The 15198-nt window shown below is 74.9% G+C and carries 15 protein-coding genes; 11 read left to right on the top strand and 4 right to left on the bottom strand.

What is annotated here, in order from left to right; translation table 11 throughout:
* Positions 1 to 48: 48 nt before the first annotated feature.
* The gene (locus tag ACWEO5_RS01875; protein WP_452159171.1) at positions 49 to 1068 is read left to right on the top strand and encodes a DUF2637 domain-containing protein; all 1020 of its coding nucleotides are present in this window, start codon (positions 49 to 51) and stop codon (positions 1066 to 1068) included.
* Positions 1069 to 1266: 198 nt separating this feature from the next.
* Here ACWEO5_RS01875 and ACWEO5_RS01870 read toward each other — a convergent pair whose 3' ends face one another.
* Both ACWEO5_RS01870 and ACWEO5_RS01865 read right to left on the bottom strand, forming a co-directional pair.
* Positions 1267 to 3468, bottom strand: coding sequence for a SpoIIE family protein phosphatase (locus ACWEO5_RS01870; protein ID WP_452159169.1), 2202 nt, complete (start codon positions 3466 to 3468; stop codon positions 1267 to 1269).
* Between the two features lie 239 nt (positions 3469 to 3707).
* The gene (locus tag ACWEO5_RS01865; protein WP_452159167.1) at positions 3708 to 4202 is read right to left on the bottom strand and encodes an ATP-binding protein; all 495 of its coding nucleotides are present in this window, start codon (positions 4200 to 4202) and stop codon (positions 3708 to 3710) included.
* Between the two features lie 284 nt (positions 4203 to 4486).
* On the opposite strand from ACWEO5_RS01865, the gene ureA reads away from it, so the two are divergent.
* The 4 genes from ureA to ACWEO5_RS01845 all read left to right on the top strand — a co-directional run bounded on the left by ureA (position 4487) and on the right by ACWEO5_RS01845 (position 8724).
* Positions 4487 to 5197: an urease subunit gamma gene (ureA, locus tag ACWEO5_RS01860; RefSeq protein WP_344551897.1), complete on the top strand. Its 711-nt coding sequence runs from the start codon at positions 4487 to 4489 to the stop codon at positions 5195 to 5197.
* Between the two features lie 28 nt (positions 5198 to 5225).
* Positions 5226 to 6947: an urease subunit alpha gene (locus tag ACWEO5_RS01855; RefSeq protein ID WP_452159165.1), complete on the top strand. Its 1722-nt coding sequence runs from the start codon at positions 5226 to 5228 to the stop codon at positions 6945 to 6947.
* Between the two features lie 31 nt (positions 6948 to 6978).
* Positions 6979 to 8025 carry an agmatine deiminase family protein gene (locus tag ACWEO5_RS01850; protein WP_452159163.1) on the top strand — a complete coding sequence of 349 codons (1047 nt, stop codon included), beginning with the start codon at positions 6979 to 6981 and terminating at the stop codon, positions 8023 to 8025.
* A 99-nt stretch (positions 8026 to 8124) separates the two neighbouring features.
* Positions 8125 to 8724, top strand: coding sequence for a class IV adenylate cyclase (locus tag ACWEO5_RS01845; RefSeq protein ID WP_452159161.1), 600 nt, complete (start codon positions 8125 to 8127; stop codon positions 8722 to 8724).
* A gap of 93 nt (positions 8725 to 8817) precedes the next feature.
* On the opposite strand, the gene ACWEO5_RS01840 is transcribed toward ACWEO5_RS01845, so the two are convergent.
* The gene (locus tag ACWEO5_RS01840) at positions 8818 to 9054 is read right to left on the bottom strand and encodes a hypothetical protein (RefSeq protein WP_452159159.1); all 237 of its coding nucleotides are present in this window, start codon (positions 9052 to 9054) and stop codon (positions 8818 to 8820) included.
* A 112-nt stretch (positions 9055 to 9166) separates the two neighbouring features.
* Here ACWEO5_RS01840 and ACWEO5_RS01835 point away from each other — a divergent pair, with 112 nt between their 5' ends.
* The 3 genes from ACWEO5_RS01835 (at position 9167) to ACWEO5_RS01825 (ending at position 10919) form a co-directional block, all read left to right on the top strand.
* Positions 9167 to 9925: a GntR family transcriptional regulator gene (locus tag ACWEO5_RS01835; protein ID WP_452159157.1), complete on the top strand. Its 759-nt coding sequence runs from the start codon at positions 9167 to 9169 to the stop codon at positions 9923 to 9925.
* A gap of 100 nt (positions 9926 to 10025) precedes the next feature.
* On the top strand, positions 10026 to 10256 hold the full coding sequence (locus tag ACWEO5_RS01830; protein WP_452159155.1) for a hypothetical protein: 231 nt from the start codon (positions 10026 to 10028) through the stop codon (positions 10254 to 10256).
* A 60-nt stretch (positions 10257 to 10316) separates the two neighbouring features.
* Positions 10317 to 10919, top strand: coding sequence for a TetR/AcrR family transcriptional regulator (locus ACWEO5_RS01825; RefSeq protein WP_452159153.1), 603 nt, complete (start codon positions 10317 to 10319; stop codon positions 10917 to 10919).
* A 171-nt stretch (positions 10920 to 11090) separates the two neighbouring features.
* Here ACWEO5_RS01825 and ACWEO5_RS01820 read toward each other — a convergent pair whose 3' ends face one another.
* Positions 11091 to 12704 carry a protein phosphatase 2C domain-containing protein gene (locus ACWEO5_RS01820; RefSeq protein WP_452159151.1) on the bottom strand — a complete coding sequence of 538 codons (1614 nt, stop codon included), beginning with the start codon at positions 12702 to 12704 and terminating at the stop codon, positions 11091 to 11093.
* Positions 12705 to 13003: 299 nt separating this feature from the next.
* On the opposite strand from ACWEO5_RS01820, the gene ACWEO5_RS01815 reads away from it, so the two are divergent.
* From ACWEO5_RS01815 to ACWEO5_RS01805, 3 genes are all read left to right on the top strand, one after another.
* Complete coding sequence (locus tag ACWEO5_RS01815; RefSeq protein WP_452159149.1) at positions 13004 to 13576, top strand: hypothetical protein; 573 nt, start codon at positions 13004 to 13006, stop codon at positions 13574 to 13576.
* A gap of 113 nt (positions 13577 to 13689) precedes the next feature.
* Positions 13690 to 14388, top strand: a complete 699-nt coding sequence (locus ACWEO5_RS01810; RefSeq protein ID WP_452159148.1) for a DUF3105 domain-containing protein — start codon at positions 13690 to 13692, stop codon at positions 14386 to 14388.
* Positions 14385 to 15119, top strand: a complete 735-nt coding sequence (locus ACWEO5_RS01805) for a DUF305 domain-containing protein (RefSeq protein WP_452159146.1) — start codon at positions 14385 to 14387, stop codon at positions 15117 to 15119. The genes ACWEO5_RS01810 and ACWEO5_RS01805 overlap by 4 nt, the downstream gene beginning before the upstream one ends.
* The last annotated feature ends 79 nt before the right edge of the window (positions 15120 to 15198 follow it).

Genomic DNA, 15198 nt, shown 5'->3' with positions numbered 1-15198 from the left:
CATGATGGTCCCCGCCATCACGACCGGAAAGCGAGGCTGGATCAGGTCATGAGACTGTCGGACATACCGCTGGGCTGGGCCGTCGCCGGTACGGCCGTCCTGCTGGCCGTCATCGCCCTGCTGGCCTTCGCCCGCAGCCGCACCGGGCCGGCTAGCGCCACCACCGGCAGCGGGCCGGACTCCGCCTGGGAGCGCGCCGAGGAACGCCGCCGCCGCACCGAGTCCCTCTACGGCGGGGCCTCCTACCTGCTGCTGTTCTGCTGCGCCGCGGTCGCCGCCGCGCTCTCCTTCCACGGGCTGGTCGGCTTCGGCGTCCAGAACCTCGGCCTCTCCGGCGGCTGGGAGTACCTCGTCCCGTTCGGGCTCGACGGCGCGGCCATGTTCTGCTCCGTCCTCGCCGTCCGCGAAGCCAGCCACGGCGACGCCGCGCTCGGCTCCCGCCTGCTGGTGTGGCTGTTCGCCGCCGCGTCCGCCTGGTTCAACTGGGTGCACGCCCCGCGCGGCCTCGGCCACGACGGCGCCCCGCAGTTCTTCGCCGGCATGTCGCTCTCCGCGGCCGTCCTCTTCGACCGCGCCCTCAAGCAGACCCGGGTGGCCGCCCTCCGCGAGCAGGGACTCGTTCCCCGCCCGCTCCCGCAGATCCGGGTGGTCCGCTGGCTGCGCGCCCCGCGCGAGACCTACGCCGCGTGGTCGCTGATGCTGCTGGAGGGCGTCCGCACCCTGGACGAGGCGGTCGAGGAGGTCCGCGACGACAGGCGGACCGCCGCCGAGGACCGCGAACGGCGCCGGATGGCCTCCCGCCGCGAACGCGCCGAGATCCGCGCCATCGGCCGCCAGCCCGGCTCCGGCTGGCGCCACCGCGCCGCCCGCCAACTCGAACCGGCCGCCGCCCCCACCACCCCCGCCACCCCGACGGAGCCCGCCATAGCGACCCCCACCGGCCTCCCCGCCACCCCCGCCCCCCACCGCAGCGTCATCGACCTCACCCCCGAGGAGGACACCGTGACCCTGCCCCGGCTCGACTCCCTGGAGCAGAAGCTCAAGGACCTGGAGCAGCAGTTCGGCTGATGCAGAGCACCGACAGGGAGCCCCGTCAGGGGCTCGGGGAACGGCGAGTCGATGCTGCTGACGGCCGGAGCCCATCGAAGGTCCGTGCTGCTGCGTGTAGTGAACGGAACCAGAAGCAGATGCGCGCTCCGGCAGTGCACCGCCAGCAGACTGGGCCTCGCCGTTCCCCGAGCCCCTGGTTCGTTCCCCTTCGGCTGCCTAACTGCTGAGCTCGAACCACATCCGCTTGCCCGTCCCCCGGGGCTCCACGCCCCAGGTGTCGGCGAGCGCCTCGACCAGCATCAGTCCGCGGCCGGAGGACGCCTGCTCGCCGGGGGTGCGGCGGGTGGGCCAGAGGTCCGACTCGTCCTCGACCTCGACGCGCAGGCGGGCCCGACCGTGCTCCTGGTAGAGGCGGGCGGTGAACATCGCGTCCCGGTCGGTGTGCCGGATCGCGTTGGTGACGAGTTCGGAGGAGAGCAGTTCGGCGGTGTCGATGAGGTCGGGCACGCCCCAGCGCCGCAGTGCGTCCCGGAGTTCGCCGCGCAGTTCGGCGATCCGGGCCAGGTCGGCCTGGCCGATCCGGCGGCGCAGTTGCTGTGCGGCGCGGCCGCCGGCCGGGCCGTCCCAGCGGAGCAGCAGCAGCGCGATGTCGTCCTCGCGTTCGCTGGTGTCGGCGGCCTGCGAGGCGATCCGGTCGGCGAGTTCCTCCAGCGGTTCGCGGGGGGACTCGTCGATGCCGGGGAGGTGGCCGGAGACGGTCGCGCAGAGCCGGGCGAACCCGGTGTCGAGGTCCATGTCGCGGGCCTCGACGAGTCCGTCGGTGCAGAGCACGACCGTCTCGCCGGGGTCGAGGCTGAACCGGGTGACCCGGTACTCCTCGTCGGGGTCGACGCCCAGCGGGAGGCCGCCGGAGACCGGGACGGGGTGCGCGGTGCCGTCGGCGCGGCGGACCACGGGGTCGAGGTGGCCGGCCCGGACGGCGTAGACGACGCCGTAGTCGACGTTGACCTCGGCGTAGGTGCAGGTGGCGAAGTGGTCGGTGTCGAGGTCGGCGAGGAAGCGGGAGGCGCGGGCCATCACGGCGGCGGGCGGGTGGCCCTCGGCGGCGTAGGCGCGCAGCGCGATCCGCAGCTGGCCCATGATCCCGGCGGCGTGCACGTCGTGGCCCTGGACGTCGCCGATGACCAGGCCGACGTGGCCGCCGGGCAGCGGGACGACGTCGTACCAGTCGCCGCCGATCTGGAGTCCGGAGCCGGCGGCGAGGTAGCGGACGGCGGTGCTGACGCCGGGGACGGCGGGGACGGTGCGGGGCAGCATGACGCGCTGCAGGCCGGCGGCGAGTTCGTGCTCGGCGTCGTGCAGGCGGGCCCGGGCGAGGGACTGGGCGACCAGGCCGCCGAGGGTGGAGAGCAGAGTGCGCTCGTCGGCGTCGAGTTCGCGGGCGTCGTCGAAGGAGACCACGCAGACGCCGGTGGGGCGGCCGCTGGCGACCAGCGGGAGGAACGCCCAGGAGGAGCGGCCGCTCTCCTCGGCCCAGTCCCAGGCTTCGGGGTAGCGCTCCCGGTACTCCTCGCGGCTGGAGACGAAGATCGGGGCGCGCTGCCGGATCGCCTCGGCGGCGGGGTGGGTGGGGGCGAGCGGGATCCGGTCGAACTGGTCGCTGAGCCGGCTGCGGTAGCCGCTGGAGCCGAGCAGGGCGATCCGGCCGGCTTCCAGCGAGGCCAGGGCGAGGCCGTCGGGGCCGAGGCCGGGCAGCGGGAGTTCGGTGAAGACCCGGGCGACGTCCCGGACGGTGACGGCCTCGGAGAGCGCCCGGGCGGCCTCCTTGATGAACCGGGAGCGCTCCTCGCGCAGTTGGGCCTGCTCGTCGGCGCGTTCGCGCTTGTGCAGTTCGACGGTGGCGTCCCAGACGAAGCCGACCATCCGGGACGGGCGGCCGAAGGCGTCGGCGAGGACCCGGCCGCGGAAGCGCACGGCGTGCAGTTCGCCGTTCGGGAAGACGGTGCGGTAGTAGGCGCCGCACTGGCCGAGTTCGGCGACGGCGCGCTCGACCCGGCGGCGCACCACGGGCGCGTCCTGGGGGTGCAGCAGGGACAGGAAGGCGGCGGAGGTCCGGTCGAAGGGCTGGCCGACCAGTCCGAGGATCGTGCAGGCGCGCTGGTCGCCGACCAGCACGTCGCGGCGGATGTCCCAGTCGAAGGAGCCGATGCCGTTGGCGGCCATCGCGGGTTCCAGCCACTCGGGGCTGGAGTCCCCGGTGCGGGTGGGCAGGCCGCGGCCGGAGGGCGCCGGCACGGTCCGGCCGGCGGCGGGCGGGCCGACGGCGGTGCGCAGCGGGTTCCCGGTGCTCTCGTTCCTGGTGGCCTGGGCGGGCGGGGTGCGGCGGGCGGGCCCAGGCGCCTCGGGCTCTGTGGCCATGCTTCTCCTGCCGGTGCCTTGCCTGGCGGCCGCTGGTGTTCCCGTGTCCCCTACTGGGCCGGCCGGACCGCGATGGTTGCGTGTGCCTCCTGGCACACATTCTCACTAGCCTCTCGTATGTTCGGCAAGGCGGCAATGCCGGTGCGCCGAACGGTACGGATCGCACACGATCGCCCGCGGCATATTCACCCGGGCCGGCCCGCGCCGCGGCCCCGGAATTCCCCCCTCCGCCGACCCGGTCAGGCCGCGGAGAGCTCGAACCAGGTGGTCTTGCCGTCCGCCCGCAATTGCACGCCCCAGTCGTCCGCCAGCGCCTCCACCAGGAACAGCCCGCGCCCCGAGGTAGCCGTCTCGGCGGCCGCGCGCCGGCTGGGCACCTGCGCCGCGCCGTCCTGCACCTCGACCCGCAGCCGGGACTCCTCGGTCAGCACCGCGTCGAAGACCGCCCCGCGGCCGGTGTGCACCAGCGCGTTCGTCACCAGCTCGGAGGCGAGCAGCTCCGCGGTGTCGGCCAGTTCCTCCGGGACGCCCCAGTGGTCCAGCGCCGCCCGCAGCCGGCGGCGGATCGCCCCGACCGCCGGCAGGTCCGCCGCGTCCAGCGCGGCGTGCAGCCGGCGGTGCAGCGCGCAGGAGGGTTGGTACGCCGCCGGGGCCCCGTGCGCCGGCCCCCGGTACTCGGCGCCCTCCCGCCACGTGGCCGACCGCTGTCGCGGAAACCTCGCCTGACCGTCCATCAACCTCTTACGCCCCCGCCGTAGTTCCGGGACGGCCGCCCCGGTCCCCCCGCCGGGCCCGATGGCCGCTTCTCGCCTTCCTCTTGCCCACTCCACCACCGGAAAACCCCTCCCCGGGCGAAGCGGGCCCCGCCGGGGGCTCACGGGGGCACCGCCGGGGGCGCGCCCCGCCGTTCCCGCCGGAAGGGCTCCCCCCTCCGCCTGGAGTGTCGGCGGTGCTAAGTTTGAACGGCGTTCTAACATCTGTACCGACCACCCCCGCGACCCCCTCTGAGCGAGGCACCGTGCGACTGACCCCCACTGAACGGGACCGGCTGCTGATCTTCACCGCGGCCGAGCTGGCCCGCGCCCGACGGGCGCGCGGCGTGCGACTGAACGTGCCGGAGGCGACCGCGCTGATCGCGGACGCGGTCTGCGAGGCGGCCCGCGACGGCCGCCGGCTGGCCGAGGCGATCGAGGCCGGACGGACGGTGCTGAGCGCCGCGGACGTGCTGCCCGGCGTCGCGGACGTGGTGACGGTGGTGCAGGTGGAGGCGGTGTTCGAGGACGGGACGCGGCTGGCGGTGGTCACCGACCCGTTCCGCGGCGCGGGCTCGCTGGGCGAGGACGCCCCGGGCGCGGCGCTGCCGGGCGCGGGCGAGGGGTACGACCCGGTGGAGGAGACCCTGCTGCTGCCGGTGCACAACACCGCCGCGGTGCCGATCTCGGTGACCTCGCACTTCCACTTCTTCGAGTCGAACCCGCGGCTGGCCTTCGACCGGGCCGCCGCGTACGGCACCCACCTGGCGGTGCCGGCCGGCTCCTCGGTGCGCTTCGACCCGGGGGCGACGGTCGAGGTGGGCCTGGTGCCGATCGGCGGGGCCCGGGTGGCGATCGGCTTCGCGGGGCTGGTGGACGGCCCGCTGGACGCGCCGGGCGCGAAGGCCGCGGCGCTGGCGAAGGCCCGGGCGACGGGCTACCTGACCGAGTTCGACGACAGCGAGCCGGCCCAGTGACCCCCCTCTGCCCCCGGAAGGACCCCGCATGAGCGCCATCACCCCGCACGACTACATCTCGGTGCACGGCCCGCGCGCGGGCGACCGGGTCCGGCTCGGCGACTCCGGGCTGATCGTCCGGGTCGAGTCGGACTCGCAGGCGCCGGGCGACGAGTTCCTGGCCGGCTTCGGCAAGACCGCCCGGGACGGGCTGCACCTGAAGCCCGCCGCGGTCCGGGACACCTGCGACGTGGTGGTCTCCAACGTGCTGGTGATCGACGCGGTGCTGGGCGTCCGGAAGACCTCGATCGGCATCCGGGCGGGCCGGATCACCTCGATCGGCCGGGCGGGCAACCCGGACACCCTGGACGGGGTGGAGGTGGCGGTCGGCACCGGCACCACCATCGTCTCCGGCGAGGGCCTGATCGCCACCGCGGGCGCCGTGGACACCCACGTGCACCTGCTCTCCCCGCGCATCATGGAGGCTTCGCTGGCCTCCGGGGTGACCACGGTCATCGGCCAGGAGTTCGGCCCGGTCTGGGGCGTGGGCGTCAACTCGCCCTGGGCGCTGCGGCACGCGTTCAACGCCTTCGACGCCTGGCCGGTCAACATCGGCTTCCTGGGCCGTGGTTCGTCCTCCGACCCGGCTCCGCTGGTGGAGGCGCTGGCCGAGGGCGGCGCCTCCGGCTTCAAGGTGCACGAGGACATGGGCGCGCACACCCGGGCGCTGGACACCGCGCTGCGGGTCGCCGAGCAGTACGACGTCCAGGTCGCCCTGCACACCGACGGGTTGAACGAGTGCCTGTCGGTCGAGGACACCCTCGCGGTGCTGGAGGGCCGGACGATCCACGCCTTCCACATCGAGGGCTGCGGCGGCGGCCACGTGCCGAACGTGCTGAAGATGGCGGGCGTGGCGAACGTCATCGGCTCCTCCACCAACCCGACCCTCCCGTTCGGCCGGGACGCGCTGGGCGAGCACTACGACATGATCGTCTCCGCCCACGACCTCAAGCCCGACCTGCCCGGCGACGCCGCGATGGCCCGCGACCGGATCCGGGCCGGGACGATGGGCGCCGAGGACGTGCTGCACGACCTCGGCGTCATCGGCATCACCTCCTCCGACGCCCAGGGCATGGGCCGGGCCGGCGAGACGGTCCGCCGGACCTTCGCGATGGCCGGCAAGATGAAGGCCGAACTCGGCCCGCTCGACGGCACCGGCTCGTACGGGACGGCCGAGGGCGGCGACGACAACGAGCGGGTGCTGCGCTACATCGCCAAGCTGACCATCAACCCGGCGATCGCGCACGGCCTCTCGCACGAGATCGGGTCGATCGAACCCGGCAAGCTGGCCGACATCGTGCTGTGGCGCCCCGACCACTTCGGCGCCAAGCCGCAACTCGTCCTCAAGGCCGGCTTCCCCGCGTACGGCGTGGTCGGCGACCCGAACGCCTCCACCGACCGCTGCGAACCCCTCGTCCTGGGACCGCAGTTCGGCGCGCACGGGGCCACCGCCGCCGACCTCTCGGTGGCCTTCGTCGCCCAGGCTGCCGCCGACTCCGCCTACTTGGACGTCGCGGGCGACCAACTCCCCACCCGCAGGCGGCGGGTGGGCGTGCGCGGGACGCGCGGCATCGGGCCGCGTTCGATGCTGCGCAACGGCCGGACCGGCCGGGTCGACGTCTCCGAGACCGGGCTGGTCTCGCTGGACGGCGAACCGCTGCGCTCGGAGCCCGCCGACTCGGTCTCGCTCAGCCGCCTCTACTTCCTCTGAACACCCTTCCCCCGCTTAGGACTCCACCCCCATGACCAGCTCCCCCACCCCCGCCTCGCTCGGCTTCACGATGCCCGCCGAGTGGCACCCGCACGAGCGCACCTGGATGGCCTTCCCCACCGGCAACCCCACCTTCGACGGCGCCGAGCAGCTGGACGCCGCCCGCCGCGCCTGGGCCGACGTCGCCAACACCCTCGTCCGGTACGAGCCGGTCACCCTGGTGGCCAACACCGGCGAGGGCGCGGACGCCCGCCGCTACCTCGCCCCCGAGGTGGAGATCGTCGAACGGCCGCTGAACGACGCCTGGATGCGCGACATCGGCCCGTCCTTCCTGCTCGGCGAGAACGGCGAACTCGCCGCCGCCGACTGGGTGTTCAACGGCTGGGGCGCCCAGTCCTGGGCCCGCTGGGACAAGGACCAGGACATCGCCGAGCACGTCACCGACCTGACCGGCGCGCGGCGCTTCGCCTCCCGGCTGATCAACGAGGGCGGCGGCATCCACGTCGACGGCGAGGGCACCGTCCTGGTCACCGACACCGTCCAACTCGGTGCGGGCCGCAACGCCGACTGGACCCGCGAACAGGTCGAGGCCGAACTCCACGCCCACCTCGGCACCACCAAGGCGATCTGGCTCCCGCGCGGACTGACCCGCGACTACGACGAGTTCGGCACCCGCGGCCACATCGACATCGTCGCCGCCTTCGTCCGCCCCGGCACCGTGGTCGTCCACTCCCAGCCCGACCCGGCCCACCCCGACCACCTCGTCTGCCGGGAACTCGCCGACCTCCTGCGCACCGCCACCGACGCCCGCGGCCGCACCCTGGAGGTCATCGAACTCCCCGCCCCCACCGTCCTGTTCGACGAGGACGGCGAGCCCGTCGACTACTCCTACATCAACCACTACGTGGCCAACGGCGCCGTCCTGCTCTGCGCCTTCGACGACCCGCGCGACGAACAGGCCAAGGCGGTCCTGGAGAAGGCGTACCCCGACCGCACCGTCGAACTGGTCGACGCCCGCGAGATCTTCGCCAACGGCGGCGGCATCCACTGCATCACCCAGCAGCAGCCCCGCCCCTGACCCCGGCCCGTCCCCGCCGGGCGGTCGCCGCGGTCGCCGCGGCCGCCCGGCGGGGATGATGGCGTGGAACTCCGCACCCATCGTCCGACGGAGGACCAGGTGGCCATCGAAGCCGAACTGAAGGCCCGCGTGCCCGACCCCGAGGGGGTGCTGGCCGCCTTGGAGGCGGCGTACGGCCCGGGCCGGGGGGAGGTGTACCGCGACACCTACTACGACGACCCGGCCGGGTCGCTGACGGGCGGCGACCGCGAGCTGCGGATCCGGACCGTGTACGGCGGCGGCCGTACGCGTACGGTGCTGACGTACAAGGGGGCGCGGGTGGACGAGGCGTCCGGGTCGAAGCCGGAGCACGAGACCGGGGTGGACGATCCCGCGGCCGCCCACGCGATCCTGCGCGGGCTCGGGCACCTGCCGCGGATCGCGTTCGAGAAGCACTGCCGGAACTACGGGTTCAGCGCGGACGGGCGGCGGCTGCTCGCCACCCTGGTGCGGGTGCCCGAGATCGACGGCACCTTCCTGGAGGTCGAGACGTCGGCGGCGGACCCGGCGGACCTGCCGGCCGCCCTCGCCGTGGTGCGGGGCGTGCTGCACCGGCTCGGGATCACCGAGCGGGACCTCACCACCGAGCTGTACACCGACGCGGTCGCCGCCGCCCGGCCGCCGGAGCGGGCCGTTGATCCATCCAACTCCAGCCGGTAACAGTGGAACTGACGGACCGTCAGTTTTAGACGCGGCGTTTTCCGGCCATCTTCCGCACCGCCGCCGAGCGGCCGGGGCGCGCCGGGCCGGCGCTCAGGGCCGGTCCTCGACCTGGGCCCAGACGACGGTCCGCCCGTCCGCGGTGACGGAACCCCAGCGGTCGGCGGTGCGCAGCGCCTTGAGCAGTTCGCTCCAGGTCGGGGCGTCCTCGGGCGGGGAGGGGATGCTGATCCTGGTGCTGCCGACGGCGAGCCGCACCTCCGCCCGCAGGCCGGTGGCCCGCTCGATCGCCGCCCGCAGTTCGGACGCCCGCGCGCTGATCTGCACCACTCGCCACCACTCCCCGGGTGTACGGATACGGCCAAGCCCTACACGTAGAGTAGTGCGGCGGGGGATACTGTGTCACCGATCGGCTGGACCGCACACCTCCGGAGGACGATCCATGACGACCACCAGCGGACCCTCCGCCTACCTGCAGGTCGCCGAGCAGGTCCGGGACCGGATCGCCGCCGGCGAGTTCCCGCCGGGCAGCCAACTCCCGTCCCTGGCCGACCTCCAGGCCCAGTACGGCTTCTCGCACGGCGTCGGCCAGTCCGCGTACCGGCTGCTGGAGCAGGAGGGCGTGCTGCTCGCCAAGCAGGGGCGCGGCTACTTCGTCCGCCCGCAGGAACCGCGCCGCACCCTGGTGCGCCGCCCCGCGGCCGACGGGCCCGGGCCGGACCACGCCTTCCTCGCCGAACAGGGCGCCCTCCCCGGGCTGCGCAGCCAGTCCACCACCGAGGCCGCGACCGCGGAGACCGCCGAACGCCTCGACGTCGCACCCGGCACCCCGGTGATGCACACCTCGTACCTCTACCTGGTGGACGGCGAACCCGGGTACCTCGCCGAGTCCTGGGAGCCGATGTCCGTCACCGGCCACCACCTGATCGTGCTGCCCGAGGCCGGGCCGTACATCGGCCTCGGCGTGGCCGCGCGGATGGCCGTCATCGGCATCGAGGTCGGCGACCCCGTCGAACTGGTCACCGCCCGCACCCTCACCCGCGCCGAGGCCCAGACCCTCGACCGGCTGCCCGGCGCCCCCGCGCTGGCCATCCGGCGCACCCACTACGACCGGGCCACCGGCCGTCCCGTCGAGACCGCCGACCTCGTCCTGCCCGGCGAGCTCCTGGCCGCCCAGTACGGCCGCCGCCCCGGCGCCTGAACCGGCGGGCCCCGCCACCGCCCCGGCCACCGCTCCCCTCCCGTTCCCGCTCCCGTTCCCCGGCCGGGCGGACCCCGCCGGGGAGCGGTGTGATGGAGGCATGGCCACCGCACACCCGGACCCCGAAACCCCCGGCACCTCCACCCGCCACGGCGACCCCACCGGCCCTACCGACCCCACCGGCCTCGCCGACCTCACCGCCGAACTCCTCCGCCTCGCCCCCGCCCTCGACCCCGTCCGCGCCGCCGCCCTGCTCCGCCGCGCCTACCGCGCCGGGCTCGCCGACGGCCGCCGGGAGACCGCCGAGAGCCGCGAACACGGCGGCTGGTGACCTCCGCCCCGACCCCGTGCGGGAGACTGGTCCCGAACAGCAACGCACCGAGGAGTACGGATGGCGCAGCCCCGCACCCGCCGGCCGGCCCGCCCCCGTGAAGAGGTCTACGCCGCCGCCCGCGCCGCGATCGCCGAACACGGCCTGGCCCGGCTCACCATGGCCGGCCTCGGCGAGCAGCTCGGCATGAGCGCCGGCCACCTGCTCTACTACTTCGGCAGCAAGGACCAGCTCCTCCTGGAGACCCTGCGCTGGAGCGAGGCCCAGCTCGGCGAGCGCCGCAGCCGCGAACTCGCCCGCCGCGAGGTGCCCGTCCTCGACCGGCTCGCCCGCTACCTGGAGCTGTACCTCCCGGAGGGCCCCGGCGACCCGCGCTGGATCCTGTGGATCGAGGTGTGGAGCCGCTCCCCCGGCACCGCGGACCTCCGCCGGGGCCAGCTCGACATCGAAACCCCCTGGCAGGACGACCTCACCGCGCTCCTCGACGAGGGCCGCGGCACGGGCGTCCTCCCCGCCGCCACCCCCGCCGCCACCCGCGCGACCCAGCTCCGCGCCCTCCTCGACGGCCTCGCCATCCCGCTGGCCATCGACCTCCCCGGCGCCACCCGCGAAGCCGCCCTCACCCACGCGGCCTCCGCGGCGCACGCCCTGCTGGGCGTGTAGCCGGGCTGGTAGCCGGGCTTGCGGGGGAGGGCACCACCAGGGGCTCGGGGAACGGCGAGCCCGGGTCTGCGCGAGGTGCACTGCCGGAGCGCCCATCGGCTTCCGGTTCCGTTCACCACACGCAGCAGCACGGACCCGCCGTTCCCCGGGCCCTTGAACGCGCGTCCCCGCTCAGTCCGTCCAGACCGCCACCGCGCTGCGGTCGTCCGCGTAGCCCTTGGCCCGGACCTGGATCTGACGGAGGAAGTCGACGGTGCCGGGCGGGTGCGGGTGGGCCCAGTGGCTGGAGAGGAAGTGGGCGACCGCGGGTTCCTCGGCGACCGGGACGGCCAGGCCCGGGGTGCAGAGCAGCAGGATGTCGCCGGAGGTGGCCGGGACCAGCCGGAAGCGGAACGGCCGGGGCGCGGGCATCGAGGCCGGCGGCAGCGGGGGCTGCCCGTCGGGGTGGTGCAGGAGCCGGGCGGCGTAGGCGTCGATCCAGTGGCCCGAGCGCAGCAGGTAGAGCCCGCCGGGGCCGGTGCCGAACGCGGCGCGGTGGGTCGCGGCCGGATCGGCGGACATCAGCAGGCAGTGCAGCGAGGCGGTCTCCTCGGGCTGCAGGCCGGACGGCGCGACACCGTCCGGCGCGGCACCGTCCGGCGCGGCTTCCTCCGCGGCCTCCTCCGCCGCGCTGCGCAGCTGCACCGCGGACTGCAGGGCGATCCGCTGGAGGCCGTAGCGGAGGCGGTCCCGGGCCCCGGCCCGCAGGTCGGCGGCGAGTTCGGCCCGGCTGCGGCCGATCGCCGCGGCGAGCTGCCGGGCCGACTCGGCGGCCGCCGCCGACCCCCACTGGGCGTTGGCCCGGCGGGCGGGCGCGGCCAGCACGGTCAGCACCAGCGCCTCCTCGCCCTCGCCGAACCGGACGGTGAGCAGCGCGTCCGTGCGCGGCTCGCCCCGGTAGCGGGCCGAGTCGCCACGGATGGACACCGCCCGCAGCGTGGTGCCCGCGAACTGGGCGCCGTCGATGGCGGTGTCGGGCACCACCACGGCCAGCCCGGCCGGATCGGCGGCGGCCAGCGCGGTCGGCTCGGGCGCGTACGTCGGGGGCCGCTCCCCCACGTGCGGCACCGCGGGCGCCTGCGGACGCCCCAGCCAGGGCGCGGCCCGCCCGGGCTCGGCCACCGGCTCCGGCTCCGGTTCGACGACCGGCTCCGGTTCCGGTTCGACGACCGGCTCCGGTTCCGGCTCCGGCTCGGCCACCGCGAAGTCCGTCAGGGTCGGCGTCGGCACCGGCCCGGCCGGCTCCACCACCACCGGCCCCGCGACCGGCTCCGCGACCGGTCCCGCCTCCGTCACCGCGGCCGCCACCGGCTCCGCGGCCGACTCGTCCACCGGCTCCGCGACCGGTTCTTTCGAAAAGTTCGGCTTGAAGTCGGGCCAGGCGGCCTCCGCCCAACTCCGCGGCGAGGGCCCGAGCGGCGCCTCTCCCCCGACCGCGTCCGACTCGGCCTCCGGCTCCGGCTCCGGCTCCGTCACCGCCGCCTCGGGCTCGAACGCCGCCTCGGGCTCGGGCTCGGGCGCTTCCCCCGCCTCCGGCTCGGCGACCGGCTCGGCCGCCGGGGCGTCCCGCGGGGGGCGGCGTTGCGGGGCGATGAGTCCGGCGGCGGTGGTGAACCAGTCGTCGACGGTTCCGGCGTCGGTGTTCGCGGCCGGGGTGTCGGGCAGGGTGTCGGCGGGGCCCGCGTAGACGGTGTGCCACCAGGTGTCGTCGGGACGGGGCTGCCTGGGTGCGCCCTGCTCGTTCAACTGACCGCTCCTGATCCGTGAGGGGGCCGGACGTCAGGTCATTCTTCCGAAGGACGCGGACGGTGTCCGGGATTCGGAACATCGCGCGGACGCCCGGGAAGGGTTCCGGCCATCGGTGGCGGAACGGGAACGGGGCCGGTCCGGACGGGTTCGAACAGGGCCTTCGGAGACGGGGGCGAGGGGCGTTCGGCCGGAAAATGAGAGGCCGAGGGGGGCATCGCTTCACCCGATCGGCTGATTAATATGTGCGCATGGCCGCGCCAGGATCTCGTACTCGCCCCGGAGGGCCCGCATGCGCGGTGCTCCGTCCGGTGGCGGTGCTGTGGTCCGTGCTGCTGGCCGCGCTGCTCGCGCTGCTGCCGTGCGCGGCGAGCACGGCGAGCGCCCGGACGCCGGGTGCTCCGTCCCCCGGTCAGGGGTCGCCCGGCGCGTCCGCGCATCCGGCCCCGGCGCCCGTCGCGGGGCCGTCCAGCGGGACGGTCCGGACGGCGGCCGCCCACCCGGACACCCGGTCGGGCCGGACCGCGCCGTCGCACCACCAGCCGGTGGCCGCGGACGCCGCCGGTGCGGACGCCGGCAGCACGGACCCCGCCGGCTCGGACCCGGCCGGCCCGAACGCCGCCGGCACGAGCGGCGCGGAGTTCATCCTGTGCACCGCGGAGGCCCCGGGCCCGGTGCCCGGTCACGGCTGCTCAAACCACCCCTTCTGCGGGCCGGACTCGCAGTTGCCGAACGCGCCTCCGCAGCCCGGCACCGCCGTCCGCCCGCTGCTGGTCGCCCCGCCGCTGACGCCCGCCGCCTCGGTCGGCGGCGTTCCGACGGGGTCGCACCACGCACCCGACCTGCACGTCCTGCAGGTTCACCGGTCCTGAGCGGAACCCACCGCACGGTCTGCGCCCCGCCCCGCGGGGAGGCCGTCGGCTCCGCTGCCCCCACCCCACCGCAGACCGCCGTGCACATCACGGCGGGGACAAGGAAGACACCCATGGGTTCCGCCTCCAAGCAGTCCAAGTCCGCCCAGCAGGCAGACCGCCGGGCCCGGATCGCCGAGCTGCGCGCCATCGAGCAGCGCCGCGAGCGCCGCAACAAGGCGCTGACCATCGGCATCTCGTCCGCCCTGGTGCTCGCCATGATCGGCGGCGGCACCTGGCTGGCGCTGGACGCGAAGGACAAGAGCGACAAGAAGGCGGCGGCGGCGCAGGCTTCGGCCGACGCCGCGCAGAAGGCCAAGGACGACGCCGCGAAGGCCGACATCCCGGGCCTGCAGACCTTCGGCAAGCTCACCCAGAACCACGTCCAGACCGACGTGAAGTACCCGCAGACCCCGCCGGTCGGCGGCGACCACAACCCGGTCTGGCAGACCTGCATGGGCAACGTCTACGACAAGCCGGTCAAGAACGAGAACGCCGTGCACTCGCTGGAGCACGGCGCGGTCTGGGTCACCTACAACGGCAAGGCCACCCCGGACGACATCAAGACCCTCAGCGACAAGGTCAAGGCCACCCCGTACAGCCTGATGAGCCCGTACCCGGACGAGCAGGGCACCATCACGCTGACCGCGTGGAGCAACCAGCTGGTGGTGGACTCGGCCAGCGACCCGCGGGTGGAGACCTTCTTCGCCAAGTTCGTGCAGGGCCCGCAGACCCTGGAGCAGGGCGCCAGCTGCAGCTCGGGGCAGATGTGACGGCCGCCCCCGCCGGCGGCGAGCCGGAGCAGGAGTTCGAGGAGCACGCGGACGAGGAGCACGCGGACGGGTCGGCGCGGCCGGCCGGTCGGCGCGGTCGGCGGGCGTTCTGGTGGCCCGCCGCGCTGGCGGCCGTGGTGGCGCTCGGGCTCGGCGTCCCGGCGCTGGTCTCGGGCAGCACGCCCGCGTCCGGCAGCGCGGCGACCGCCTCGGCGGCTCCGGCCACCGACTCGGCGGACGCCGGGTTCGCCCGCGACATGGCCACGCACCACCAGCAGGCCATCGACATGTCGTTCATCATCCGGGACCGCACCCAGGACGAGGCGGTCCGCGGCTTCGCGTTCGACATCATCAACACGCAGGCCAACCAGCGCGGCATGCTGATGGGCTTCCTCGACCAGTGGGGCCTGTCGCAGAGCACCACCGCCAAGCCGATGGCCTGGATGGGGCACACCTACGAGGCGCACGACGGTTCGCTGATGCCCGGCATGGCGACCAACACCGAGCTGGACAAGCTCCGTTCGCTCAGCGGCAAGGACGCCGAGGTGTTCTTCCTGCAGCTGATGATCAAGCACCACAAGGCGGGCGCGGAGATGGCCCAGGCGTACGTGGACGCGGGGACCAACGCCCCGGAGAAGCGGCTCGCCCAGGGCATGGTCGACGCGCAGCACGCCGAGATCCAGCTGATGACCGACATGCTCGCCGAGCGCGGCGCCCAGCCCGCTCCCTGAGCCGCCGCGGCGCCGAGCGCACCGCAACGCCCGAGGGCGCCGTCCGACCCGACCACCGGACGGCGCCCTCGGGCGTTCC

Source organism: Kitasatospora sp. NPDC004272 (assembly GCF_053603035.1).
The sequence above is the reverse complement of the archived record's forward strand: the minus strand, read 5'-3'. Positions and strand labels throughout refer to the sequence as shown.